Origin of the sequence: Vogesella sp. XCS3, from assembly GCF_020616155.1 — a bacterium.
In the GTDB taxonomy this organism is placed as follows: Bacteria; Pseudomonadota; Gammaproteobacteria; order Burkholderiales; family Chromobacteriaceae; genus Vogesella.
On the sequence record NZ_CP085530.1, the window covers coordinates 1,572,617 to 1,598,847 of the forward strand.

Consider the following 26,231-nt stretch of genomic DNA (forward strand, 5'->3'; position numbering starts at 1 on the left):
GCGCAGGTATTGTAAGATGCCCGTTCATTTCGTTTTTCAGGCCGGATCGTGAACGTTAACAAGCAACACCTCAAACTGGCTGCCGCCGGTATCGCCGGTGCCTTCGTACTGTACAGTGGCTTTGCCTACTGGGCGGGCATCAAGGCCGAAGAAACCCTGGCCGAACAGCACCGCATGATTGCCTCGATGTCGGTATTCACGGTGAAATCGCACCAGTACGAGCGCGGCTGGTTCTCGTCCGAAGAAACCACCGAACTGGCGCTGAACCAGCAGCTGCTGGGCCCTTACATCGGCCTGCTGCCGGAAAACCTGCGCCCGCTCTTGGGCGGTACGCTGCGCTATCGCCACCAGGTACGCCACGGCCTGCTACCCGGCCTGTTCGACATGGATCTGCGGCCGGCGCGCGCCATAGTGCGTACCGAGTTCGACATGAGCGATGCCACGCGCAAGACACTACAGCGCTTCTTTGGCGATGCGCCACCCATTACGGTGATCAACCGCCTGGGCCTCACTGGCGGCGGCGAGCTGGCTGTCACCATCCCGACCTTCGACTACGAAGAAACGCTGGCTGGCGTGAAAATGAACTGGAAAGGCTTCGACCTGAAAGTCAATTACCAGGCCGGCTACAAGGAATACCACGTCGAATCCACCAGCCCGGGCTTTACGCTGGAAGCGGGCCCGAAAGGCCGGTTTGCTTTCGACAGCGTGAAATACCTGTCTGAAGTCCGCCCCGGCAGCAGCGGGGTAAAGCTGGGTAGCAGCGAGCTGACAGTGGGCGACATCAAGCTCAACTGGAACGAAGCCATCCCCTACAGCATCAAGCTGAACGAGCTGATCTATCTGGTGGGCCGCGTGCGCGTGGGCGAGTTCATCAACCCGTCCGGCGAATTCCGCCCGTCCAACGTTGGCCTGTCCAAACTGAAATACCAGATTGTCACCAGCGAGCAGGACGACTTCGTCAACACCCGCGGCAAGCTGGATTTCGACCGTTTTGCCTACAACGACAGCGTGTACGGCCCGTTCAAGCTGGACATTTCGGCCAACCACCTGCACGGCCCTACCCTGGTGAAACTGGACGACGCGCTGGGCAAGCTGCCCTTCCAGGGCCTGGAGCCGGCGCAGCTGCGCAAGAAATACCTGGACACCATCGTGAAAGAAGGCCTGCCCCTGCTGCAGAACGACCCGAAGCTGATGGTAAATACCTTCTATCTGAAAATGCCAAGCGGCGTGGCGCAAGCCAGCGGCAGCCTGGCGCTGAAAGGCTTCCAGCAGAGTGACCTGAAAAACACCCTGCTATTCCTGAAGCGTTTTACAGCGCAGGCTAATATCGAGCTGCCGCAGCAAACCCTGGAAAACCTGGTGGTAGCGCAAGCACGCAACCTGTTTACCGTGGACGCCAGCGCAGAAGACCAGCCGAATCTGGAAGAGATCGACGCCCTGGCGCGCAGCTTGCTATCGGCCCAGCTGGACGAATGGGCCGCGCAAAAGCTGATCCGCCGCGAAGGTAGCCAGATCAGCACCAGCTTGCTGTTCAACGAAGGCATCCTGAAGGTAAACAACCACGGTGTGGCGCTGCCTTGGCAGGAGCCGGAAGAACCGGCACCTGCCGATGCTTCCGCCGCCCAGTAAGGTTGGCCGGAAGCAAAAAGCCCGTCATTTGACGGGCTTTTTGCTTATTGGCTGATGCCGGCTTGGGCTCAGTCTTCGATCATGCTTTGCTGGTAGTTGGCCAGGCCCAGTTTCTCGATCAGGCCCAGCTGGGTTTCCAGCCAGTCGATGTGCTCTTCTTCGCTTTCCAGCATCTCGGTCAGCAAGTCGCGGGTAACGTAATCTTTTACCGACTCGCAGTAGGCGATGGCGTCTTTCAGCAGCGGCAGGCTTTCGGTGTCCAGCTTCAGGTCGCATTCCAGGATTTCCTGGGTGTTCTCACCGATGTACAGCTTGCCCAGGTCTTGCAGATTAGGCAGGCCTTCCAGGAACAGAATGCGTTCGATCAGCTTGTCGGCGTTTTTCATTTCCACGATGGATTCGTGGTATTCGTGCTCGTTCAGCTCTTTCAGGCCCCAGTTCTTGAAGATACGGGCGTGCAGGAAGTACTGGTTGATGGCGGTAAGCTGGGTTTTGAGAATCTGGTTCAGAAACTTGATGACTTTCTTGTCGCCTTGCATGGCTGTGACCTCCTGCTATATCGAATTGCAGGGATTATGGCACAAATTTATGCAATGACAAGCCAACGGCGCATAGCGAAAATGCAATAGGAATGGTTCTGATTCTGTAGAAGAATCAGGCAGCTACCAGCTCTGGCTCGCTGATTTGCAGCAAAGTTTGCTTGCGCACCTGGTTGGCGCTGCAGGCGCAGCGGCCGCACTCGGTGGCCACGCCCAGATCACGCGCCAGATCGCGCATGGTGACGGCGCCGTCGAAGACAGCCTGGCGAATGTCGCGGTCGGTTACACCGTGGCAAAGGCAAACGTACATGGCAGCACCTGTTGATGATTAAGAATAAGTCGCAATACGTGTATATTAGAAACAAATGATAACGATTGTCAATTAATATGAACAGCCCTATCCCCGATACGCAGTGGAAACCCAACACTACCGTGGCCGCCATCATCGAACGCGATGGCCGCTTCCTGATGGTGTGTGAAAACACCGAACACGGCCTGCGCCTGAACCAGCCAGCCGGGCACCTGGAATACGGCGAAACACTCTTACAGGCTGTCGCGCGTGAAGCGCTGGAAGAAACCGGCTATGCGGCCAACCCTGTGGCGCTAAGCGGCATTTACCTGGCTGACAAGGACGACAGCAGCGGCATCACCTATCTGCGCTTTGCCTTCGTGTGCCAGGCAGATGGCCAGCCACTACGCAGCCAGCTGGATGAGGGCATCGTGGAAGCCGTGTGGCTGACGCCGGCCGAGATCCGCGCCCGGCAAGCCATGTGGCGCAGCCCGCTGGTGGGCCGCTGTCTGGACGACTACCTGGCCGGGCAGCGGCTGCCGCTGGCCAGCATTTACCACCACGGACGCTAGCCAGCATGCGCCGGGCAGCCCTGCTTTTATCGTTATGCCTCGCCCTGCCCGCCCCCCGCGCCGGTGCAGAGGTGCTAACCCTCTGTTACCATTACGGTTGCGATCGCAGCAGTGCCATTGATTTACAGCCCGATGCCCTGATCTGGTTCGAACAGCGCTTGCGCCAGGCCGATAGTGCGGCTGAGGAGCGTGCGGCTTTGCAGGATGTTGCCCTGGCGTATTACCAGATCGCCGCACAGGTGCTGCCGATTGCAGAAGACCAGGGCGGCAACCATGAAGACGCCCGCCTGATAGGCCGCATGGACTGCATCGACCACACACATAATCTGCACAGCCTGCTGGCCCTGCTGCAGGATCACCGGCTATTGCGCTATCACCAGCTGTCTGCCGATGTATTTCGCGCACCGCTGCTGCTTGATGAGCACCATGCCGTGGCCTTGCAAGATAGCGACAGTGGCCAGATCTGGGTAATGGATAGCTGGTTCCGACATTTCGGGGCACCACCGGTGGTGGTGCCTCTTGCACTTTGGAAGGAAGGATTTTCCCCGTGACGGGTAAAAAACGTATTGTTGTCGGCATGTCCGGCGGTGTGGACTCATCGGTAACGGCCTGGCTACTGAAGCAGCAAGGCCACGAGGTTATCGGCGTGTTCATGCAAAACTGGGAAGACGATAACGACGACGAATACTGCTCTATCAAGCAGGATGCGCTGGACGCGATGAGCGTGGCCGACATTGTCGGCATCGATATGGAAATCGTGAACTTTGCCAAGGAATACAAAGACCGCGTTTTTTCGTACTTCCTGAAAGAATATTCGGCCGGACGCACCCCCAACCCGGACGTGCTGTGCAACGCCGAAATCAAGTTCAAGGCCTTCCTGGACTACGCCATGGCCATGGGTGCCGACTGCATCGCCACCGGCCATTACGCGCGCAAGCTGGAACAGGGCGGTATGCACTACCTGATGAAGGGTGTGGACCACACCAAGGACCAGAGCTACTTCCTGTACCGCCTGCAGCAGCACCAGCTGGCGCGCGCCATCTTCCCGCTGGGCGATATCCATAAAACCGAAGTACGCCGCCTGGCCGAAGAAGCCGGCCTGCCCACTGCGGGCAAGAAAGACTCCACCGGCATCTGCTTTATCGGCGAACGCCCGTTCCGCGAGTTCCTGCAGCGCTACCTGCCCACCAAGCCGGGCGAGATGGTGACGCCGGACGGCAAGGTGGTGGGCGAACACGTTGGCCTGATGTTCTATACCCTGGGCCAGCGCAAAGGCCTGAATATCGGCGGCGCCAAGGATGGCACCGGCGACCCGTGGTTTGTTGCAGGCAAGGATATGGCAGCCAACCGCCTGGTGGTGGTGCAGGGCCACGACCACCCGCTGCTGCTGAAGCCCACGCTGCAGATGGACGACCTGTCCTGGACGCTGCCGCACACCCCGGCAGCTGGCGACTACGCCGCCAAAAACCGCTACCGCATGGCCGACGCGCCGTGCAGCCTGTCGCCAGTGGTAGATGGCAAGGCCACGCTGACCTTCCGCGACAAGCAGTGGGCGGTAACTCCCGGCCAGTCTGCCGTGCTGTACGACGGCGATATCTGCCTGGGTGGCGGCATCATCCAGTAAGCTAGCCAGCTCATAACCAGGCCCCGGCCTGTGGTGATTTATGCAGATTAGGGATAGATTCCTATGATGCAATATCACTGCAACGGGGCCTTTATCATGTCATCGTTACGCCATGTCGCCTGGCTGTTGTTGTGGCTAGCCACCTGCAGCCAGGCCGCCACGCTTATCCGCTACCCGCTTCTGGCTACCGCCAACGACCCGCAACAGCAATACATGCTGGCGCTGCTGCGCCTGGCCTGCAACAAGTCCGGCACGGACTGCAAGCTGCAGGCCGCCCGCCCTATGGTACAAAGCCGTGCCATCCTGCAGCTGCAACGCCCGAACAACAGCATCGACCTGCTATGGACCATGACCAGCAAGGAACGCGAGCGCCAGCTGCTGCCGGTGCGCATCCCGCTATACAAGGGCCTGATAGGCTGGCGAGTCGCACTGGTGGGGGAAGGCCGTGAGCAACTACTGGCCGACGTCAAAAACATCAGCGACCTACGCGCTTTCAGCGCCGGCCAGGGCCACGACTGGCCGGACGTCAGCATCCTGCGTGCCGCCGGGTTGACGGTGCTGACTTCTTCCGACTACGAGCCGCTGTTCAGCATGCTGAACCAGCAGCGTTTCGACTACTTTCCCCGCGCAGCCATCGAGATAGAAAACGAATATCTGGCCCATCGCAACAGTGGCATCAGCATCGACCCGTACATCCTGATCCACTACCCCACCGCGTTTTATTTTTTTGTGGCGCCGGGCAACAAAGCCCTGGCCAGCATGCTGGAAACCGGGCTGGAGCGCGCCATTAGCGACGGCAGCTTCGAGCGCCTGTTCCGGCAGTTTCACGCAGGCACCCTGCGCCGCCTGCAGCTGGACAAGCGGGTGATCATCCGGCTTGGCAACCCCCTGCTACCGGCCGAAACACCGCTACAACGCAAAGAGCTGTGGTACAGCCCCTAGTCACGCTCGCCGTAAAAACAACAAGGCCGCGCCCGTGGGCGCGGCCTTGTCGCGTAGCTAATGCCCTACGGCATTAGCCCTTGAGCTGCGCATGCCAGGCCTGCAATGCGGCCAACTGCTTGCGGATATTTTCCTGGATCGCCGCATCCAGCAGGTTACCATCACCGTCAAACCCGCCGGCAAAGGCATTGGCAAACACCTCTGGCTGGTTCAGCACGTGCAGGTTCAGGTACACACATACCTGGCGCAGATGGTACTGCGCACGCGAGGTACCCATGCCACCACCCGCCCCCATGATGGCCGCAGGCTTGCCCGACAGCAGCGCATTGCCCGGCTCGCGCGAGGCCCAGTCCAGCGCGTTTTTCAGCGCAGGGGCGATGGAGTAGTTGTACTCCGGGCAGGCAAACAACAGTGCATCGGCAGCGGCCAGCTGGCCCAGCAGGCGCTGCACGGGGGCTGGCTTGTCGCTGATATCGGCGTTATAGAACGGCATATCGGACAGGTCGGCAATGGTCAGCTGCATGCCTTCAGGCAGGTTGGCCGCGGCGTAGCGCAGCAGGCCTTTATTAGCAGACTTCTGGCGCAGGCTGCCACAAATGGCAACAACATTCAGGCTCATGGCTTACTCCTTGGTGGTGACTCCTCAGGTATACGCCATGGCCGCGCCGTGCGCCAGCCTGACATCAGGCCGCAATAGCGACCATATCCAGCTCCACCGCCGCGTTCTTGGGTAGCTGGTAAACGCCTACCGAGGTACGCACGTGCACGCCGGCCTCACCCAGCAGCTGGTACAGCAGCGCCGAGGCGCCATTGGCCACCTCGCTCTGGCGGGTATAGTTGGCCGCACTCTGCACATACACGTTCAGGCGCAGGATGCGCGCCACCCCGTCCAGCGAGCCCAGGTGCTGGTACAGCAACACCAGCGCGCGCAGGCAGGCGATGCGGGCTGCACGCTGCGCCTCGGCTTCGCTGCAGCTCTCCCCCACGCGGCCACACACCACCACCTGGCTGCCCACACGCGGGATCTGGCCGCTGATGTGCAGCTCCTGGCCGTGCTGCAGCAGCGGCACGTACTGGCCACCGATCTGTAGCGCCTCATTCGGGTCCAGCCCCTCGGCGATGCAAGCCGCCGCCAGTTGTTGATCGCGAGTCATCGCATGCTCCTTGTCATTTCGATACCGGCAGCGGCTCGACACCGCGCAGCTGCCAGGTCAAATACAGGCACAGACACAACAGAGCACCGATCAACCCGGCCACGCCCGGCCAGCCGTCCAGCCGCCACATCAGGCCGGAGCCGCTACCGATAAAGGCCGAGCCCAGGTAGTACGATGTCAGGTAAAACGCCGAAGCCAGCGCGCGGGCGTGCTGCACGCGGCGGCCAACCCAGCTGGCCGCCACCGAGTGCGCGGCAAAGAAGCCAAAGGTAAACAAGGCCACACCGGCCACCACCAGCCACAGGTTCTGGCTCAGCGTCAGCAGCAGCGCAGGCAGCATCAGCGCCACCGTTTTCCACAGCACCACACGGCGGCCGTGGCGGTCGGCCCAGCGCCCGCCCAGATTGGACGACACCATGCCCACCACGTACAGCAAGAAAATCAGGCCAATGGCGCTTTGCGACAGGCCGAACGGTGCCGCCTGCAGGCGGAAGCCCAGGTAGTTGTACAGGCTGACAAAACCGCCCATCAACATGAAGCCCAGCAAAAACAGGCGCGACAAACCAGGGTCGCGCCAATGCTGACGGCTATCCGCCAGCACACTGGCCAGCGACACCGGGCGCGGCACAAAGCGGCGCGACGGCGGCAGCAGCTTCCAGAACAGCAGCGCGGCCAGGGTACCCATTACCGCCAGTGCCAGCAGCCCGGCCTGCAAGCCCCAGGCGTCGGCCACTACCGCCGCCACGTAGCGCCCGCTCATGCCACCCAGCGCGTTGGCCGCAATATACAAGCCCACCGCGCGCCCCAGTGACTCCGGCGCCAGCTCTTCGGACAGGTAAGACAACGCCAGCGCCGGCAAGCCGGCCATCAGCACGCCAAACAGCGCCCGCCACCACAGCAGCCAGCCAAAACTGCTGCTCCACACCGCCAGCCACGACAACAGCACCCCGCCGGCCAGCGAGGCCACCATCAAGGGCGTGCGGCCAACCTTTTCCGCCAGCAGGCTGGCCGGTATCAGCAATAGCGCCATGGGCAAGGTGGCAGAGGACAGCACCGCACTGGCCGCCGCGGGCGACAGGCCGTACTGCGTAGCAAACAGAGGCATCAATGGTTGCACGCCGTACAGCAGGGCAAACGTCGCAAAGCCGCCAATCGCCGCCGCCCAGGTGGCACGCCACCAGGCGGCAGAGCCAGCGTGATGCGGGGTAGTATCGCCGGCCACACGGGCCAGCACAGCAGAAGCACAAGACATGATCCGACACCTTGTCAGGGAATGGTGTCAGCCTAGGCTTGGCGCATGGCAACGTCCAATATATATTTCAATAAGCATTAATACATTGAAAGTATCAAATGGAGCTGCGACACCTGCGCTATTTCGTGGCGGTAGCCGAAGAGCTGCACTTCACCCGCGCTGCCGAGCGCCTGCACATGGCACAGCCGCCGCTTAGCCAGCAGATACGCGCGCTGGAAGACGAGCTGGGCGTACGCCTGTTCGAACGGCACCAGCGCGCGGTCAAACTCACGGCCGCTGGCGAGCGCTTTTTGCTACGCGCGCGCGCCTTGCTGGAAGGCGCCAGCCAGGCAGCCGACGAAGCACGCCGTGCCGCCCGTGGCGAAATTGGCGAGCTGAACATCGGCTTTACCTCCTCGCTGCCGCTGATGTCGCTGCTGCCGGCCGCACTGCAGCGCTTTCGCCAGCAACACGGCAACGTCACCCTGCACTTTCACGAAGAATTTACCCGCGAGCAGTTCCAGCTGCTGGGCAGCAACAAGCTGGATGTAGGCGTGGTGCGCTTTAATGGCGAAGAGGACACGCCGGGAATTGCGCTGCGCGAAGTGCGGCGCGACCGCCTGTGCGCAGTCCTGCCGCGCAGCCACCCGCTGGCGGCCAGCAGCGGCATTGCCCTGACACAGCTGGCTGGCGAACGCATCATCGGCTACCCGTCCAGCACCGGCAACTGGCTCACCCGCCGCCTAGAAAAACTGGCACGCGAGGCCGGTTTCGAGTGGCGCGTCCACCAGCTGGCCGGTGAGGCCACCACCCAGATCGGCCTGGTGGACGCCGGGCTGGGCGTAGCAGTACTACCGGCACCGCTGCAGTGCGTGCAGCTGCCCGGCATCTGCTATGTGCCGCTGCTGGATAGCCACGCCTACATGACGCTGACCGTGGCCTGGCGCGAACGCGACACCTCGCCGCTGGTTGCCGCCTTTGTGGACGCCATGCTGGCCGCCGGTGCGGCCGCACCCTAGCCCTGGCCGGCACGCAAAAAAGCCGGTGCACAGGCACCGGCTTTGGCACTACCCGGTAAGGCTACCCGCTTACAGGGCGGCGCGATAAATCGCTTCTACTTCGGCCTGCGTCGGCTGCACCGGGTTGGTCAGGCCGCAGGCGTCTTTCAGCGCGTTGGCCGCCAGTGTCGGAATATCGGCATCTTTCACCCCCAGCTGGGTCAGGCCGGCCGGAATACCCACATCGGCCGCCAGCTGACGGATGGCCGCCAGTGCTGCCTCGGCGCTGGCTTCGGCACCCAGCGCCACCGCCACATCGGCCAGCCGGGCCGACGCTACGCGGGCATTGAACGCCTGCACGTGCGGCAGCAGTACCGCATTGCACACACCGTGCGGCAGGTCATAGAAGCCACCCAGCTGGTGCGCCATCGCGTGCACATAGCCCAGCGAGGCATTATTGAACGCCATACCGGCCAGGAACTGGGCGTAAGCCATCTGCTCGCGCGCAGCCATGTCCTTGCCATCGCTGACTGCTGCGCGCAGGTTGGCCGCAATCAGGCTCACCGCTTTCAGTGCGCAAGCGTCGGTAATCGGGTTGGCCGCGGTGGAGACATAGGCTTCTACCGCGTGCGTCAACGCATCCATACCGGTAGCGGCAGTCAGGCTGGCCGGCATGCCGACCATGGTTTCCGGGTCGTTCACCGACAGGATGGGCGTGGTGTGTTTATCCACAATGGCCATTTTGATATGGCGCGACTCGTCGGTAATGATGCAGAAACGGGTCATTTCGCTGGCGGTACCGGCGGTGGTGTTGATGGCCACCAGCGGCAGCTGCGGCTTGGCCGACTTGTCCACGCCTTCGTAATCCTGGATCTTGCCGCCGTTCACCGCCACCAGTGCGATGGCTTTGGCGCAGTCGTGCGGCGAGCCGCCACCCAGCGAGATCACGCTGTCACAGGCTTTATCCTGCAGCAAGGCTAGGCCGGCATTTACGTTGGCCGTAGTGGGGTTAGGCTGCACACCGTCAAACACGAAAGACTGGATATCGGCCGCGGCCAACTGCTGTTGCACCTGGGCGACCAGGCCGGCCTTCACCAGGCCGGTATCGGTGACGATCAGGGTGCGGCGCAGACCACGGGCCTGCATGGCGTCTACTGCTTTTTGTACGCTACCGGCGCCCATCAGGTTAAGTGCGGGGATGTGGAATTCGCTAACAGCCATTTTCTTGCCCTTTCATGAAAACGATCTCATGCCTGCAGGCTACGCTTTCTGGCCAAGCGCTTTTTGCGCCAAATCAAGTGATACCCACGCTACAAATTATATTAATCGGCAATGAACTTTCACTTACCAACCCTGTCACGCTGGAAAACACCCCGCAGCAGCCCCAAGCAGTTAGCTATCATGCTGGCTGGCATTTCGCTGCATGGTAAAAAATACTGAAATCGATACCAAAACCGTGGCAGACAGCAAAATGCCGCCCGCAGGCGGCACGTGGTCCCTACGCAAACGGGGCTAGCCGCACGCCCCTACGTGGCCGCAGGCGGTGCAGAATTCGCAGCCGTCTTTCTTGATCAGCGCGCGGTTACCGCACTCGGGGCAGGCCTTGCCCGCCATGGTTGCGGCCGCGGGGCTGACCACGCTGTTACCAAACAGCTCGCCCTGCTCCGGCACCATCACGCCCATATCCTCTACCGGTACACCTTCCTCGCTGAGGATGCCCAGCATGGCGTAGCGGTGGATGATCAGCCGCGCCAGATACGCCTCGGTAGACGGCCAGCTTTGCGACTTGTCGCTGCCTGGTGTGCGGGCAAAAAAGTCGGCCTGCGGCTCGGCGTAGCTTTGCAGCTTGCGCAACTTCATGCCTATCCACGCCGGGTCGATCACGCGCATGTCCAGGCTGAGCATCTTGCACAGCCCGTCCAGCTCGCGCGGGTAGTGGCCGGCCAGCCACATGGAGTACGGCCGGCGCTGGCCATTGGGCAGCACCAGCTCTTTCACGAACAGGGCAAAGTCGTCGCCGGTTTGCGGGTTGACCACGTCTACCGACCAGCTGATGGTGCCATCGGCACCGGACTTGGGCTCCTTGCGGGCAAACAGCGCGTCCATCACCGGTGTGGCGTCGCCATCGGCGCCTTCCAGCGCGCCCAGCTGTGCCACACGGTATTTCACCACGCGCGCCAGCGCGGCGGCGGCGGCGCTGCTCTGTAGCGCACCGTCGGCCAGCTCCACGCGGTAATGGCGGTCGCCGCGGGTGGCGGCCAGTGCGTCCAGCTTGGCGGCCAACCAGGCGCGGTCGCGGCAGCGCATGTCCATGGATAGCGTTTTGGCGATGGCGCCCAGGCCACGCGGCACGTCGCCATTGACCCAGCATTCGAACGGCAGCGCCGCTTCCCCCAGCTGGCTGCCATCGATATGGCCCACCATCACGGCAAAATCGCCCTCCTCGCCTTCTACCATGAAGGTCCACGACGGGTTGCCGTGCTTGAGTTTGGGCCGGTGTGGCCATTTCAGGCTGGCCAGCGCCGGGCTGGGTGCACTGTTCAGCGTGATGCGGCGGTCCGGGTCGCTCTGGTTCAGGTCTTGCGGCAGCGTCTGGCTGCCAGGGTTGGCCGCAGCCGGCGCCACCGACAGCACCGAGCCCAGCACGCTATTGGGGCGGTAGGTGGTAATGCCTTTCAGCCCGGCACGCCAGGCTTCCAGGTACAGGCTTTCGAAGTCGTCAAACGGGTAATCGGCCGGCACGTTCACCGTTTTGGAGATCGCCGTATCGATGAACGGCGCCACTGCCGCCACCATGCGCATGTGGTCCAGCGCGCTCATCTGCAGCGCGCTGACAAAGTAATCGGGCAGCGCGCTGGTATCGCCCCCTTGCATGCGGTACACGCGGTAGGCGTGGTCCTCTACCAGGTATTCCTGCTGGCTGCCGTCGGCCATGCGCTTTTTACGGGTGTAAAACCAGCTGAACGGCGGCTCGATACCGTTGGACGCATTGTCGGCAAACGCCAGCGAGATGGTACCGGTAGGCGCAATCGACAACAGGTGCGAGTTGCGGATGCCGTGCTGGCGGATGCGCGCCTGGATCGCTGCCGGCAGCCGGCTGGCGCAGTGCGGCGCCGCCAGGTAGCGCTCGGCGTCGAATAACGGGAACGCGCCCTTCTCGATAGCCAGGTCTACCGAGGCGTCGTAAGCGGCGTCGCGCATGCGCTCGGCGATGCTCGCGGCCAACCTTCTGCCCTCTTCGCTGTCGTAGCGCACACGCAGCATGATCAGCGCGTCGCCCAGCCCGGTAAAGCCCAGCCCGACACGGCGCTTGTTTTGCGCTTCGCGCTCTTGCTCCACCAGCGGCCACACGGTGAGGTCCAGCACGTTGTCCAGCATGCGGATGGCGGTGCGCACCACTTGCTCGAAGGCGGCGTAGTCAAAGCTGGCGTGCTCGCCAAACGGCTGGCGCACAAAGCCGCACAGATTGATAGAACCCAGGTCGCAGCAGCCGTAGTCCGGTAATGGCTGCTCGCCGCACGGGTTGGTGGACTCGATCACTTCGCAGTACGACAGGTTGTTGTCGGCGTTGATCTTGCTCATGAACAGCACGCCGGGCTCGGCGTGGTCGTAGGTGCTGTGCATGATCTGCTGCCACAGGTCGCGCGCGCGCACGGTGCGGTATACCCACAGCCCGTCTTCGCGTTGGTAGCTGCCGGGGAAAGCGCTGTTGGCCGGGGCTACCGCGTGGGTAAGCGGCCAGTCACCGTCGGTCTCTACCGCCTGCATGAAGGTGTCGGACACGCCTACCGACATATTGAAATTGCGCAGATCGCCCTGGTCTTTGGCGTGGATGAAGTCTTCGATATCCGGGTGGCTCACGTCCAGCACGCCCATTTGCGCGCCACGGCGCGCGCCGGCCGACTCCACCGTTTCGCAGCTGCGGTCGAACACGCGCATATAGGAAACCGGGCCGGAAGCGCGGCTATTGGTACCCTTGACCTGGGCGCCACGCGGGCGGATACGGCTAAAGTTGTAGCCCACGCCGCCGCCACGGCGCATGGTCTCGGCCGACTGCAGCAGCGCCTCGTAAATGCCTACCTTGCCGTTTTCGCTTTGCGATACCGCATCGCCCACCGGCTGCACAAAGCAGTTGATGAGGGTGGCTTTCAGGTCGGTACCGGCAGCCGAGTTGATGCGCCCGCCGGGAATAAAACCCTGGTCCAGAGCGGCAAAGAATAGCGGCGCAAAGCGCGCCGGGTCGCTTTCCTGCTCGGCCAGCGCCCGCGCGACGCGCTGGCGTACCTCGCTCATGCTCTGTTCGCCGTTCTTGGCGTATTTTTCCAGCAGTACTTCACGCGAAATGTCTTGTTCCACCCATGCCATTGCCTGCTCCCGTCTCATGACCACACCACCATATGTAGCACCCCAATCGGCAGATTACACAATTTTTAGTGGTACAGGGCATTGATAGGGGTCAAAGGCGCAGCTGGCATTCACGGCCAGTATTGCTGGCGCAACTGCTCGTACTCCGGCGAGGCACGCAGCTGGCGTAGCGCATGGTTCCAGGCATAACACCCCCCTTGCGCACACCGGAGCAGAAACGAAAACGCCTCCCACAGGAGGCGTCAGCGATGACAAGCCGGCGATTAGGTCTGGAAGCGGTTCACCGAGGCGCGCAACACTTCGGCTTGCTGATGGATGGCATTGACCTGCTCTACGGCGTGGCTGGCAGACGACAGAGCATCTTCCACCACACCGGCGACCTGCTCCACGCTGCCGGCAATGCTGGTACCCGCCTTGCTCTGCTCCGACATGGCCAGCGCCACCGAGCGGATACGGCTGAGCGAATCCTGCGCACGGCCATTGATAGCCTGCAGTGCACTGGACGCCTCTTGCACGCGTGTAACGCCTTGCTCCACCACTGGGGCAATGTTTTGCACCTGGCCAGAGACAACACCGGTATCGGCGACCACTGCTTGTACGATGGACGAAATCTCGTCGGTTGCCAGCGCGGTACGCTCGGCCAGCTTGCGCACCTCGTCGGCCACCACGGCAAAGCCGCGCCCGGTTTCGCCGGCACGGGCGGCTTCAATGGCTGCATTCAGCGCCAGCAGATTGGTCTGGTTGGCAATCTCGCGGATGGTTTCGGCAATACCGCTGATGTGGCGGGTACGTTCGGACAGCGAGTGCACCTGGCTATTCACCTCGCCAATCTGGCTGGCAATCAGCTCGATATGGCGGCTGGCTTCGCTGGTGAGTGCGGTACCGTTAGCGGCTTCTTCCACGGTGTGGCGGGCATCATTTTCGTTATCACGTGCACTGGCGGTGACGTGATCGATACTGACCGACAGCTGCTCGATGGCGGCGGCGGCCGACGCAGTAGACTCGCTGGCATTGTGCGACACGCTTTGCAGGTGGCCCATGTGCTGTTTGAGCTGGGTACCGGCGTCGGCAATGTCGTGGCTGCCGCTGCGGATATCGGTAATGATCTGCGCCAGTTTGTGCTGCATGGCGTGCATGCTGCCCAGCAGGCTGTGCGACGGGCCATTTACCACGATTTTTTCGGTCAGATCACCTTCGGCAATACGGCGCACTACCGCTGCGGCGTAAGACGGGTCACCACCCAGAGAACGCAGGATACTGCGGGAAAGCAGCCAGGCCAGTACGCCCACCGCCACGATGCCGATAACCACAAACAACAGCATCCAGCGCGCCTCGCTCCAGAAAATCTGGTCGATATCATCGACGAAAAAGCCGGTACCAATCACCCAGCCCCAAGGCTGGGCGCGCACTACGCCGTTCAGTTTCGGGATATCCACATCGCTGCCCGGGCGGGCGGCCACGACATACACCATGCCGTACTGCGCCTTGGTCAGCGCTTCGGCGTATACCTCTACCGAGGTACGGCCATCCGGCCCTTTACCACCGTCATCGTATTTGCCGATGCGGGACTCTTTCGGGTGGTACAGCATCACGTTGCCGCTATCCCGCACAAAGAAATACACCTCTTTGGTACGCACCATGGACAGCGCTTTCAGCGCCTGCTGCTTGGCCTCGGCCTCGGGCAGTTTGCCTTCGGCCGCCAGCTTGGCATGGCGCTCTACAATATTTTCTGCCACTTGCAGCAAGTGGGTAATCTGCGTTTCTTTTTCGTGCAGCAAGCCCTGTTTTTTGAAATACAGCGACATGCCACCTAGCAGCAGCAGGCCAAACAGACTAGCCAAAGTGAGAATCAGCAGGCGTGTAGACAGCTTCATCGGGTGTTTCCTCTCTTATTTATCATTATCGGCTCGCGCATACAGCGGCCAGCGCATCAGAACAGGCATGAGCATCAGCCGCCATTGGGGATACCCGCAGCTTGGCACCGTTTTATTGCCATTGTTGTGGTATGAACCAGCACAGTGCATTAGGCAAGCCAGCTTGCACCAAGCTTGCCATTATTTGCTGTCAGCATGCTTTCAACGCCCCTATCCTGCAGGGCAGGTAACCGCGCAGGACAGGGGCGCTGTACTACAGGGCGGTACTTATTGCAGCTTCAGCAATAGCGGCACGCCATCGGCCGCGGGCTTTACCGGCTCTGGCGCCAGTACAGTGATGCGCTCGGCCAGCGCCGGCTGTGCGGCCAACAGCAGCTGGCGTGCCGCGCTGGCGCGGGCATTGGCTAGCGCCTGCAGCGTCTTGTCGTCCACCTTGCGGGCTGCCAGCAGCTCGGCGCGCATGGCTTGCGCCCGCGCCGGCGTGTCGGCGCTGGTGGCCACACGCCTGAGCCAGGCGATACGGCCAAACTGCACACTGTAGGCGTCACCAACCGCGCTACGCACGGCCGGGTCGCCCAGGTCGGGCACCGGCAGCGGCTCGTCGGCGTGCAGCTTGTAGGCGGCACGCCGCAGGATGTCGCTATCCACCTGCTGCCGTACCAGCGCCACCGCATCGCCAGCCGCGTCGTAGCCGCCCCCCAGCGCCAGCTTCAGTTTGGGTCGTTTGGCCAGCAGCTCGGCCAGTTTGTGCAGCTTTTCGCGCTCCGGTGGCGGGATGCGGTCGTCGCCGGCGTCGGCGTAGATGTCGTCAAAGCCCTCGCCACCAAACAGCGCACGGAACGGCGCGGTAGCCACCTTCACCAGCACATTGCGCAGCGCCTGCCACACCAGATGACCGTAGCTGAAATCCGGCGCGTCCAGGCTGCCGGCTACCGGCAGCGACAGGTCGATTCGCCCGTCGCTGTCTTCCAGAATCGCCACCGCCAGCCGCAGCGGCAGGCGCGTGCCCTGGTAATCGGCTACCTCTTCACCCAGCTGGATGTTGTCTACCACCATGCGGTTGTCGCCCTTGAGCTGGCGGTCTTGCAGCAGGTAGCGCAGCTCGGTGCCAAGGCGGCCGTCGGTAATCTTCCAGCCGGCAAAGGTCATGGCGTACGGGTTGAGGCTACCCAGCGGGATATTGCGGAAGTTCAGCGCCATGTCCAGGTCGCGGGTGACGTCCAGCGGCGACAGGCTGCCGCGGATGCGCACGTCGCCGTACTGGTCTACCCGGCCATCCAGCGCTACCGTACCGCGGCGGCCCGGCTGGCTGGACAAGCCCAGCACGCTACCGGACAGGCTGTGGATGCGGGTACCGAAAGCGGGGTTGAGGCCAAGGTCGGCAAAATCCAGCCGCGCGTCACGTACGCGCACCGCGCGCACGTCCACCACCGGTACCGCTGCCGCTTTGGCGGCAGGGTTGGCCGCAGCCGGCGTGGCAGCTTTGGCAGGCTGTGGTTTCAGCACGTGGGCAAAGTTGGGCACCCGCTGCTCGTCCAGAATGAAGCGCAGCTGCGGTGACACCAGCCGCACGTCGCCCACGCTGACGCGCTGCGGCCGCGCGCGGATGCCGTCTAGCTGCAGGCGCTGCCAGCCCAAGAGCGGCTCGCGCTGGCCGGGTTCGTACAAGGCCAAACCTGCCAGCGCCAGCTGGCCGTCTGCCTGCCAGCGCCGTTTTTTCCAGCTGCCTTTGAGTTTGGCCGACAGCTCGCCGCCGCCAAAGCGCAGCGTGGTGGTGTCCAGTGCGTACGGTGCCACGCCCTGCAGCGGCAGCTTGCGCGCGTCCAGCGTGGCGGTGACGTCTTGCAGGTTGGCCCCCAGCTGCGCCCGCAGCGCCAGTTGGCCGCGGCCCAGCCGAGACTGCCAGTCCAGTGCAAAGCCCTGCGCTGGGTTGCCTTGCAGCGTGGCCTGGTCGATTGCCAGTTGCAGCGCCACCGGCTGCGCGGTGGTGGCATCGCGCCAGCGCAGCTGGCTGTCACTCAGCGTCAACTGCGGATACTGCAGTTGCCAGGCTGGTGCAGAAGCGCGGTCGGCGTCGGTGGCGACCGGGGCCGCCGCCGGCTGCGGATGGCGGCGCAACACACGCTGCCAGTCCAGCACGCCCTGTTTGTCACGCGCGGCGGCCAACTGCAAGCCGCGTAGCTGGATATCGCCGATTAACAGCTGACGCTTGGCCAGATCGGCGCTGCTGGCGGCCACGTCCAGCGCCGCCAGGCGGGCCTGTGGTGGCTGGCGGCCGCTGGCCAGTGCCAGGTCGCGCAGCGCCAGCGTGGCTTTATGCAGTGTCACGCCGCCGTCAGCGCCAATGGCCAGCGATGCCTGCAGTTGCTGCAGCGTCAGGCTGGCGGCAAGCGGGCTGACAAAGCGCTGGTCGGTGGCGCGCAGCTGCCAATCCTGCAGGGTGATGGCTGGTAGCTGCAGTTGCCAGCCGGGGCCGCTGTCGGCCTTGGCCTGCGCGGGTTTAGCCGGGGTGGCTGGCGGTATGGCAGCCAGCCAGTCGGCGCGGCCTTGGCGATCCAGCACCGTGACCAGCTCGGCACCACGCAGCGTTAGCTGGCGAATGGCCAAGCGGCGCGAGGCCAGGTCGAACTGGCCGCCGCCCAGCGTCAGGCTGGCCAGCTTGAACGGGTTGCCGCTAGCCGGCGCCTGCAGCGCCAGCCCTTGCAAGTTGGCCGCAAAACCCTGGCTGCCCAGCTGCAGCGCTTTGCCCTTGAGGTCCACATGGTAAGGCACGGTCAGGCCCAGCTTGCCGGCCGGTGCAGCCAACTTGAGGTGGGGCTGCACGTAGGGCCACACCGCAGCCAGTGTCAAATCGCGCACCTTCAGCACACCGTCGGACTGCAGCGGTTGCAGCTGCAGGCTGCCCTGCCAGTCCAGCTGCGTGCCGTCATCCAGCACGGCGGCCAGCCGGTAGCGGCCATCGCTGCCGGGTAGTGTGGACAGGTCTTTCAGTTGCAAGTCCAGCGGCAGCACCTGGCGTTGCACATCGCCAGCCAGCGCGTCCTGCAGCTGGATGCGGCCCTCCTTGATGGCCAGACGGGCGATCAGCAGCTTAACCGGCTCGCTATCCTTGGGTTCGGCCTTGGCCGGGCCGGCGGCGTCGGCGGCAAAGTGCGCCCAGTTCCACTGCCCGGCTGCGTCGCGACGGGCCAGCAGCTGCGGCGCGTCCAGCGTCAGTTCGGCCAGCGATACCCGCCCCAGCAGCAAAGGCAGCGCCTCGGCGTCCACCCGCAAGCCTTTGGCCAGCAGCAAGGGGCTGCCGTCGCGGTCGGCCAGGCGGATGTCGCGCAAGCTCAGCCGCAGCGCCCACGGCTCGAATACCACCTCGCCAAACGTCAGCTGGCGGCCTATGCCCTGTGCCCACTGCCCGGCGTAGTGTTGTACCAGCTGTGGCACAGCGGCCCAGCTGCCCGCCAGCAATACGGCCAGGGTGCCACCCGTCCATAACAGGCGGCGTGGCCAGCGTGAGGTAGCAGGAGCGGCAGGTGACGAGGAAGCTTCGGTCATGGCGGTAACAATCTGGCGGTAAGGGACGGGGCGCAAGCCACTGCATGGCCTCGTTTTTGCTGAAAGGTAATGCGTACAAGCGTTTGCCTGCATTCTATAACCTTTTCGCCACCGCCATGCGGCAACGCAAAACAGTACAACCACAAGGCTCGCCATGCGGCAGCCTTGTCACCGGAGAGCCTGCTCATGAACGATGCCCAAACCATCCAGCGCTGGCTGGACGAACACCACATCACCGAAGTGGAATGCCTGATACCGGACATGACCGGCCTGGCGCGTGGCAAGATCGTGCCGCGCCACAAGTACAACGCCGCCGAGGGCCTGCGCCTGCCGGAGGCGGTACTGATGATGACGGTCACCGGTGACTACCCGGAGCAGGACTTCACCGCCCCGGCCGACCCCGACATGCGGCTGATTCCCGACGCCGGCACCCTCCGCCCGGTGCCGTGGGCCAAGGAGCCCACCGCGCAGATCATTCACGACTGCGTCAATTTCGACGGCACCCCGGCCGTACTGTCGCCGCGCAACGTGCTCAAGCGCATCCTCAAGCTGTACGAGCAGCAGGGCTGGAAGCCGATTGTGGCGCCGGAAATGGAGTTCTACCTGGTGCAGCTGGAGCCGGACGAAGACATGCCGCTGAAGCCGCCGGTGGGCCGCACGCGCCGCACCGAAGCCGGCATGCAGAGCTTCAGCATCGACGCGGTGAACGAATACGACGATATCTTCGACGTGATGTACGACTGGTGCCAGGCGCAGGGGCTGGCGCTGGACACGCTGATTCACGAAATGGGTACCGCGCAGATGGAAATCAACCTGGACCACGGCGACCCGCTGGCGCTGGCCGACCAGGTGTTTTTGTTCAAGCGCACCGTGCGCGAGGTGGCTATCCGCAACAATATGTACGCCACCTTCATGGCCAAGCCGATGCAGGGCCAGCCCGGCAGCGCCATGCACATCCACCAGAGCGTGGTAGCGCTGGACGGCGGCCACAATATCTTCAGCCAGCCCGACGGCAGCGCGTCACCGGCGTTTTTTCACTTTATCGGCGGGCTGCAAACCTACCTGCCGGCCGCCATGCCCTTCTTCGCCCCTTATGTAAACAGCTACCGCCGGCTGTCGCGCTTTACCTCGGCACCGATCAACCTGAGCTGGGGCTACGACAACCGCACCTGCAGCCTGCGCGTGCCGCACAGCGGCCCGGAGGCACGGCGCGTGGAAAACCGCCTGGCCGGCGTGGACGTGAACCCCTATCTGGCGCTGGCCGCCAGCCTGGCCTGCGGCTACCTGGGCATGACGCAAGGCCTGCAGCCGGACGCGCCGCTGGCGGGCAGCGCCTACGACCAGCCGCACCAGCTGCCGCGCCACCTGGACGACGCCATCGACCTGCTGATGAACTGCCAGCCGCTGGCCGAGCTGTTTGGCGAGCACTTTATCCAGGCTTACAGCGCCATCAAGGAAGCCGAGTACGGCGAGTACTTCAACGTGATCAGCCCGTGGGAGCGGCGCTTTTTGCTGCTGCACGTGTAGCAGGCGGGGCACAAGCATGCGGCCAACCTTGCAGCAGGTTGGCCGCAGCCGTTTGCTTAGTTACTGCAACTGAGGCTGGCCACCGTCTGGCCGGCCAGGGCCAGCGTGGCCGGGTTGGCCGCACCATTGCTAATGGTGACGGTCTGTAGCGGGTAATAGCTGACCGTGGCCTGGCCGCCGGCCTTGCTCACCGACTGTATCGCCAGCAGGCGATAGCTGCCGTCTACTTTGGGTAGCAGCAGCTTGCCGCCTACCAGTTGTACGTCTTCGGCCTTCTGGAGAGTGCTGCAGCTGACCGCCGCGCCTTCCACCAGCAGGGTTCCCCGCAGCACGGTGCCACCACTCACCCCCAGGCCGACGGTATGGCTGGCCACGTAATCACGCAGGGTGGCCGGCAGATTGCTGCGATACGTCGCGTATGGGCTGTTGCCAAACAGGTACTGGCTGGCGGCGGCCTGGAACACGCCGGGGTTGTTGGCAATCGGCTTGCCTTTCACCACCCGCAGCACGCTGGCCACGCGGCGGCCCAGCTCCTGCGGGCCGGCATTGGCGGTCTCCAGCTGCTTGAGCATCAGGCGGAACATCTCGTAATAGCCGGCATCGGCTAGTCTCTGCGTGCCGATCATGCCATCCAGCCTCACATCCATCGGGTGTACGCTGTGGTCGCTGTCGGCAAACCAGCCGTCCACATCGCTCAGCCAGCCGTCCTGGCCGGCAAAGTGCACGGCCAGGCCTTCATCCAGCCACTTTTCCACCATATTCGGGCCGCCGGCCTCGGTATTGCCGGTGGCGGCGTTCACCGCCATGTGGATGGTTTCGTGGTGCAATACCTGGCGCCAATCGTCTTCGCCCGCAGCCTGCGTGCCGCTGAAATAGCCCAGGCTCCCGCCAACCGCCCCGCCGCTGGCACTGCCACCGGCATTCACCACGCTGCCATCCACGCAGTACTGCGCGCGCTGGCCGGTCAGCCCGGTATCGGTCAATACCTCGAAGCGGCTGCGCTCCTTGCGCAGGTAGTAATCGGCCAGCAAAGCGGCGCGGCGTTGCTGGTCGGCGCTGATGCCCTGGCCATACATATCCACATTGGCGGTGCGGTACACGGTAGCGTTCAGCGTGCCGCGGCACAGGTTGTCGTACGGGTAGGCCGGCAAGACAGGCACGCTGGCCAGCGGCACGCTGCTGACGGCGGCCTGCAGCAGGCCGGCCTGGCTGGTGATGCCGTTGGCGTCTACCATGATGGCACCGTAGGGGTGAGCATCCAGCAGCGCGTCCCACCCCTTGCCGTTGGCCGCAAAGGTTTTGTCGGTACGCAGCTTGCCGGCACTGCCACCCGCGGCGCTGGTAAGCGCCAGCAAGTCACTATCGAAGCTGTCCGCCGTCAGCGCCGCCAGATCGCCCTTGCCGGCCGCCAGAAAGTCATACAGCTGCTGGGTGGCCGCCTGGCCGCGGCAAGTGTCGTCGGCGCAGCGGCTGCGCAGCCATTGCCGCAGCTGGGCATTGGTCAGCTGGTTCACGTTGACGTGGTTATCGCCGGCAAATACCGGCGCGTACAGGGTGGTGCCGCCGGACTGCGCCTCCAGCACCATCGGTGCCTGCAGGCTACTCATATCCAGGCTGAACGCGCCGTTGCTGTCGCTGGTGGTGCGGCGGATTACGCCGGCGGCGTCGCGCAGGCTGATACGCGCGCTGGCCAGCGCCTTGCCGGTAGCCGCTACGCCGCTCAGCGTGGTGGCACTGCTGGCACTACCCACCGCAGACGTGCTGCCGGTATTCACCGTGGGGGTACCCGCAGCACCGCCCCCGCCGCCGCAGGCGGCCAGACAAGCCAGCGCCAGTACCAGGCCGGCGCGCTGAAAAGTTTTGCTCATGTTTGCATGCTCCTCGTGGATGGGTATCGGGTTCAGAAGGCGCTGGGCAGCGGCTCGCCGGGTTTCGCGCACTTGGGCAGCGAGTCCGAGGCAAACGAGCTGGCCATCACGCAGCGGAAGCGCTTGCTGCCAAGCTGGGCGTTGTAATAGATGATGGTGCCGTTCAGACTGTTGTCGCGGCTGAGCTCGCTAACGCGCACCTGGCTGGCCGGCACCCCGAAATGCTTGGCGGTGGCGTCGGTTACCTGCTGGTCGCTGGCCACGCCAACGCCCAGCTTTTGCGCCACCACCGGCGCAAACGAGCAGGCGGCCAGCGGCAGGCAGGCCAGCGGCAGGCAGGCCAGCAAGATACCGAGACGGCGCCAGTGCGCCAGGCGGGATAAGGGGAAAACGCTGTGCATGAAAGCCTCCGGCAGTGTTGCTTGCCCGCATGTCGCCATGACATCAGACAGACTGATTGCAATAGCAGCAGCATAAGCAGCGGGGTTTCGTGTGAAAATCACTCACCGGTTGACCCCCCCCTCACTTGGCGCACGATGCAACTTTTCCGCTCCCGACACCGCTGGCCCCGCCGTGATCTCCTGATTTTGGGCAGTGTGATCTCCATTACCCTCACCCTGCTCTGCCTGCAGGCACTGATGCACTGGTCATCCACCGTTCACGAAGCAAACCGCCGCTTTCGTGACCACAAGGACAATTTCTACCGCAGCTTTCAGCAGCACCTGGACCAGTCGCGCGGCGACGGTGCCAGCCTGACACTGGCGCTGCGGCCGGATGGCAGCGTCGATAGCGCGCTGCTACAGCGCATCTGCGGCCAACTGGCCAGCAGCACCTGGGCGCGGGCCGAGCTGGTTATTACCCGTGGCAAATACCCCGGCCGCCTGGCCTGCGGTAGCAACACACGACAAGCCCTGGCACCGCAAGATGTGCTGAACACACAGCAGCTGGCCCATGCCCGCCAGCCGCAGCCGGGGCCCGCCAGTACACGCCAGGCCAGACAAGGGCAAGACCCGGTGCTGGAATGGCTATACCCGCTCCCCCATGCAGCCGGCGCCCCACTGCCGGGCTTTGCCCGCCTGCACTACCGCCTGCAAAGCGGGATCGACGCCGCCGTGCGCAGCCAGCCGGACCACGGCGAGTACGCACTGGACGAAGGCAACCCGCTGGTGCCCGATGACCGCAACGATGCCTACCCGCCCGCGCCGCTACTGCAGAGCGCGCACTGGCCACCCGGGCGCTACAGCGTGGATGTCCTGCCCGGGGTGCAATGGCTACCGCCGTGGAGCACGCACTGGGACAACCTGGACTACACCACCAGCAGCGGCCAACCCTACCGCCTCACCCTGTTTGCCCGTAGCCCGCTGCAAAACTGGCTGGAAATCGTGCCGGCTGCCGTTATCGTGATGGTGCTATTTACTGCGTTGTCCATCGTGGTCGTCATCATGACCTGGACGCTGCTGCGCACCCGCCAGCGCCTGCGCCGCGCCGCCGACAGCCGCCGCCGCCGGCTGGCACGCCGTGCGCGCGAGCTGAAGCAGGCGCAAGAGGAACAACAGCTGCTGGAAGCTGCGCTGCTGGATACCAGCGAGCGCGAAAAACAGCGCCTGGGCAGCGAGCTGCACGACGGCGCCGGCCAGTCGCTGACCGCCGCCCGCCTGCTGGCCGACAGCCTGGCCAGCACCTTGCAGCCGCTACCGCCGGCGCTGGGTGCGCTGCAAAGCTGCCTGCAGCAGGCCGTGAACGAAGTGCGGCTGGGCGCGCGCGGCCTGACCCCCGCCCCCCTACTGGAAGACGGGCTGGAGCCGGCACTGCAGGCGCTGGCCAGCCAGCACGAGGGCAGCGGCGTCAGCGTGGCGCTACAGGTGTGCGACACGCCGCCCAAGCTCAGCGCCGAAGCGCGGCTGCACGTGTACCGCATCGCCCAGGAGGCCATCAACAACGCCATCCGCCACGGCCAGGCCAGCCAGGTAACACTGGCGCTGGGGCAGGCACCGCTACTGACCGTGCAGGACAACGGCTGCGGCTTCGACCCGGCCGGCGTCAGCCACGGTATCGGCCTGCGCTCGCAACAACTGCGCGCCGGCCTGCTGGGCCGCAGCCTGCAACTGCTGACCGAACCCGGAAGAGGCACCACCGTATGTCTGGCCTGATGCTGCAACACGCGCTGCTGGTGGACGACCACCCCATCGTACGGCTAGGGTTGGCCGCATTACTGGGCAGCCACTGCCCGGGCGTGCGCATTGCCGAGGCCGGCAGCGTCACCGAAGCGCGCGCCGCGCTGGCCGCCACGCCACCGCAACTGACGCTACTGGATATCAACCTGGGGCGCGGCAACGGCCTGCAACTGCTACCCGAGCTGCAGGCAGCCGGCAGCCGCGTGCTGGTGCTGTCGATACGCGACGAGGCCAGCATCATCGAACAGGCGCTGGCCGCCGGGGCCGACGGTTACCTGATCAAGGATGCGGCGGGCAAGGAGCTGGCGCAGGCGCTGGCCGCCCTGGCGCTAGGCCAGCGCTACCTGGCGCCCAATGTGGCGGTGCGGCTGGCTGGCCGCCAGGGGCCGCAAGCACCGCAAGGCGTGGACAGCCTGAGCGCCCGCGAGCTGGAAGTGTTCCTGCTGGTGGCGCAAGGGCTGGGCAAGGGCGAGATGGCGGCGCGGCTAGGCATCAGCGCCAACACGGTGGAAACCCACCGCCAGAAACTGAAGCAGAAGCTGGGCGCCGATAGCCAGCACGCACTGTTGAAGCTGGCGCTGGCGCATACCGGCCGCGCGCTGCCTGGCCGCGAGTGAACAGGCCGCCGGGCGTGTTGGCCGCAGCCTGCCGGCGATAGCGTTTTACGGCCGCGTCGCCGCCAGCCGGCGTGCCACCGGCTGCCATTGCACGGTGTTGGCGCGCTTGAGCTCGTAGGGCTTGCCCTGCTCTTGCGCCTGCCAGTACTGCCACGGCAGCGCTTTGTCGCCCAGCTCGTAGTCGTAGCCGTCGTAGGCGTCCTCGCGCCAGGCGTACACCGCCCAGTGCGCGCCCTGCCCTTCCACTACCTGTAGCACGTCTTCCAGATACGCCGCACAACCCGGGCTGCGGCGGTGGCAACCGAACTCGGCGGCCACCATGCGGCTGGCCGGAATACGGTGCGCCCGCGCCCAGTCGTGCGCCGGCGCCAGCCAGGCGGCAACGGCATCTTTATCCCAACGCTGGCCGGCCACCACACCAGGGTAGCGCCACGGCTGCGGCTGCTTGTGGTTCTTCGGGTTGCTCCAGGCGTAGGGCTCGTACATGTGGTAGGCGTACAGCGTGCGGCGATCGGCGCTGGGCTGCGGCCAGTAGGCCAGGCCGCCGCGGGCGCTGGCGTACCAGCTGCCGTCCAGCATGATCGGCGTTTTGGCGTCCACGCTGCGGATGGCGGCGGTGAGCTGGCGGTAGAACGCCGGCAGGTCGCGTGCGCCACCCTGCTCGCGGCGGTACCAGGCCTGCAGTGCCGGCAGGCTGGCGTCCTCGGCCACGTCGCTGCCTTTTTCCGGCGCCGGCTCGTTCACCAGGTTGTAGGCGGCTACCGCCGGGTGGTCTTTCAGCTGCTGCGCCAGGTCGCGCCAGAAGTCGGCGCTTTGCTGCCAGTAGCGTTTGTCTTGCCACAGGCGGCCGTCAAAGCGGTTGTCGTTGTTCTGCCGCCAGCGCATGCCGGGCAGGCTCAGCGGGGCGATCACCACCTTGATGCCGGCAGCGTGGGCGGCGTCCAGCGTGGTGCGCAGCGTGGCGAGGTCGGCCGCCACCAGGCCCTGGTAGCGGTCGGCGTTGCCGATCAGGAAGTCGCGCTGCGCCGGCTGCCATTTGTCGTAGGCCAGCCGCACCCATTCCACGCCCTGGGTACGGGCGGCGCGGTACAGCGCGGCGTCGGGCACTTGCTGGTTCATGATGTTGACGCCGTGGCGCGGGCGCGCGTCCCAGAAAGTAATCAGGTCGGCAGCGTGGGCCAGGTTGGCTGCCAGCAGTGCGCCAGCCAGGCACAGGCGAAGAGGAAAAGCCATCGTTTACTCCGTGTATCAGATGGCGGCATTACAGCGCAGCGCCAGCGGC

At 64.2% G+C, this 26,231-nt stretch carries 21 protein-coding genes; 9 read left to right on the forward strand and 12 right to left on the reverse strand.

Features of this window, described 5'->3' with window-relative positions; translation table 11 throughout:
- Positions 1–48 precede the first annotated feature (48 nt).
- Entirely contained in the window at positions 49–1,629 is a 1,581-nt protein-coding gene (locus tag LCH97_RS07470; protein ID WP_227304620.1) for a YdgA family protein, read from the forward strand.
- A gap of 68 nt (positions 1,630–1,697) precedes the next feature.
- Here the strand turns inward: LCH97_RS07470 and bfr are convergent, their stop codons facing one another.
- Positions 1,698–2,168 (reverse strand): bacterioferritin, encoded by a 471-nt coding sequence (gene bfr / locus LCH97_RS07475; RefSeq protein WP_017508476.1) that lies wholly within the window; start codon positions 2,166–2,168, stop codon positions 1,698–1,700.
- A gap of 115 nt (positions 2,169–2,283) precedes the next feature.
- On the reverse strand, positions 2,284–2,478 hold the full coding sequence (locus LCH97_RS07480; RefSeq protein WP_147683861.1) for a (2Fe-2S)-binding protein: 195 nt from the start codon (positions 2,476–2,478) through the stop codon (positions 2,284–2,286).
- A 77-nt stretch (positions 2,479–2,555) separates the two neighbouring features.
- Here LCH97_RS07480 and LCH97_RS07485 point away from each other — a divergent pair, with 77 nt between their 5' ends.
- The 4 genes from LCH97_RS07485 to LCH97_RS07500 all read left to right on the forward strand — a co-directional run bounded on the left by LCH97_RS07485 (position 2,556) and on the right by LCH97_RS07500 (position 5,595).
- Entirely contained in the window at positions 2,556–3,029 is a 474-nt protein-coding gene (locus LCH97_RS07485) for an NUDIX hydrolase (protein WP_227304625.1), read from the forward strand.
- Between the two features lie 71 nt (positions 3,030–3,100).
- Positions 3,101–3,580, forward strand: a complete 480-nt coding sequence (locus tag LCH97_RS07490; protein WP_227304628.1) for a hypothetical protein — start codon at positions 3,101–3,103, stop codon at positions 3,578–3,580.
- Positions 3,581–3,606: 26 nt separating this feature from the next.
- Positions 3,607–4,653, forward strand: coding sequence for a tRNA 2-thiouridine(34) synthase MnmA (mnmA, locus tag LCH97_RS07495; protein WP_255619332.1), 1,047 nt, complete (start codon positions 3,607–3,609; stop codon positions 4,651–4,653).
- A gap of 96 nt (positions 4,654–4,749) precedes the next feature.
- A complete protein-coding gene (locus LCH97_RS07500; protein WP_227304634.1) occupies positions 4,750–5,595 on the forward strand; it encodes a transporter substrate-binding domain-containing protein in 846 nt (281 codons plus the stop codon).
- Positions 5,596–5,668: 73 nt separating this feature from the next.
- Here LCH97_RS07500 and LCH97_RS07505 read toward each other — a convergent pair whose 3' ends face one another.
- From LCH97_RS07505 to LCH97_RS07515, 3 genes are all read right to left on the reverse strand, one after another.
- Entirely contained in the window at positions 5,669–6,214 is a 546-nt protein-coding gene (locus LCH97_RS07505; RefSeq protein WP_227304637.1) for an NADPH-dependent FMN reductase, read from the reverse strand.
- A 64-nt stretch (positions 6,215–6,278) separates the two neighbouring features.
- Complete coding sequence (locus LCH97_RS07510) at positions 6,279–6,749, reverse strand: RidA family protein (RefSeq protein WP_227304640.1); 471 nt, start codon at positions 6,747–6,749, stop codon at positions 6,279–6,281.
- Between the two features lie 13 nt (positions 6,750–6,762).
- Positions 6,763–8,001 carry an MFS transporter gene (locus tag LCH97_RS07515; protein WP_227304643.1) on the reverse strand — a complete coding sequence of 413 codons (1,239 nt, stop codon included), beginning with the start codon at positions 7,999–8,001 and terminating at the stop codon, positions 6,763–6,765.
- A 98-nt stretch (positions 8,002–8,099) separates the two neighbouring features.
- Here LCH97_RS07515 and LCH97_RS07520 point away from each other — a divergent pair, with 98 nt between their 5' ends.
- The gene (locus tag LCH97_RS07520; RefSeq protein ID WP_227304646.1) at positions 8,100–8,999 is read left to right on the forward strand and encodes a LysR substrate-binding domain-containing protein; all 900 of its coding nucleotides are present in this window, start codon (positions 8,100–8,102) and stop codon (positions 8,997–8,999) included.
- Between the two features lie 69 nt (positions 9,000–9,068).
- Here the strand turns inward: LCH97_RS07520 and yiaY are convergent, their stop codons facing one another.
- The 4 genes from yiaY to LCH97_RS07540 all read right to left on the reverse strand — a co-directional run bounded on the left by yiaY (position 9,069) and on the right by LCH97_RS07540 (position 18,763).
- Positions 9,069–10,199 carry an L-threonine dehydrogenase gene (yiaY, locus tag LCH97_RS07525; protein WP_227304649.1) on the reverse strand — a complete coding sequence of 377 codons (1,131 nt, stop codon included), beginning with the start codon at positions 10,197–10,199 and terminating at the stop codon, positions 9,069–9,071.
- A 291-nt stretch (positions 10,200–10,490) separates the two neighbouring features.
- Complete coding sequence (locus LCH97_RS07530) at positions 10,491–13,343, reverse strand: adenosylcobalamin-dependent ribonucleoside-diphosphate reductase (protein ID WP_227304652.1); 2,853 nt, start codon at positions 13,341–13,343, stop codon at positions 10,491–10,493.
- A 263-nt stretch (positions 13,344–13,606) separates the two neighbouring features.
- Positions 13,607–15,217, reverse strand: coding sequence for a methyl-accepting chemotaxis protein (locus LCH97_RS07535; RefSeq protein ID WP_227304656.1), 1,611 nt, complete (start codon positions 15,215–15,217; stop codon positions 13,607–13,609).
- A gap of 267 nt (positions 15,218–15,484) precedes the next feature.
- The gene (locus LCH97_RS07540) at positions 15,485–18,763 is read right to left on the reverse strand and encodes a DUF748 domain-containing protein (protein WP_227304659.1); all 3,279 of its coding nucleotides are present in this window, start codon (positions 18,761–18,763) and stop codon (positions 15,485–15,487) included.
- Positions 18,764–18,949: 186 nt separating this feature from the next.
- Here LCH97_RS07540 and LCH97_RS07545 point away from each other — a divergent pair, with 186 nt between their 5' ends.
- Complete coding sequence (locus LCH97_RS07545; protein WP_227304662.1) at positions 18,950–20,290, forward strand: glutamine synthetase family protein; 1,341 nt, start codon at positions 18,950–18,952, stop codon at positions 20,288–20,290.
- Between the two features lie 56 nt (positions 20,291–20,346).
- On the opposite strand, the gene LCH97_RS07550 is transcribed toward LCH97_RS07545, so the two are convergent.
- Positions 20,347–22,158, reverse strand: coding sequence for a carboxypeptidase-like regulatory domain-containing protein (locus LCH97_RS07550; RefSeq protein ID WP_227304665.1), 1,812 nt, complete (start codon positions 22,156–22,158; stop codon positions 20,347–20,349).
- A gap of 32 nt (positions 22,159–22,190) precedes the next feature.
- On the reverse strand, positions 22,191–22,559 hold the full coding sequence (locus LCH97_RS07555) for a hypothetical protein (protein WP_227304667.1): 369 nt from the start codon (positions 22,557–22,559) through the stop codon (positions 22,191–22,193).
- 195 nt (positions 22,560–22,754) lie between these two features.
- Here LCH97_RS07555 and LCH97_RS07560 point away from each other — a divergent pair, with 195 nt between their 5' ends.
- On the forward strand, positions 22,755–24,308 hold the full coding sequence (locus LCH97_RS07560; RefSeq protein ID WP_227304670.1) for a sensor histidine kinase: 1,554 nt from the start codon (positions 22,755–22,757) through the stop codon (positions 24,306–24,308).
- Positions 24,296–24,949, forward strand: a complete 654-nt coding sequence (locus LCH97_RS07565; RefSeq protein WP_227304673.1) for a response regulator transcription factor — start codon at positions 24,296–24,298, stop codon at positions 24,947–24,949. Before LCH97_RS07560 ends, LCH97_RS07565 begins: the two co-directional genes overlap by 13 nt.
- A gap of 45 nt (positions 24,950–24,994) precedes the next feature.
- Here the strand turns inward: LCH97_RS07565 and LCH97_RS07570 are convergent, their stop codons facing one another.
- Positions 24,995–26,182, reverse strand: coding sequence for a glycoside hydrolase family 5 protein (locus tag LCH97_RS07570; protein WP_227304676.1), 1,188 nt, complete (start codon positions 26,180–26,182; stop codon positions 24,995–24,997).
- Positions 26,183–26,231 lie beyond the last annotated feature (49 nt).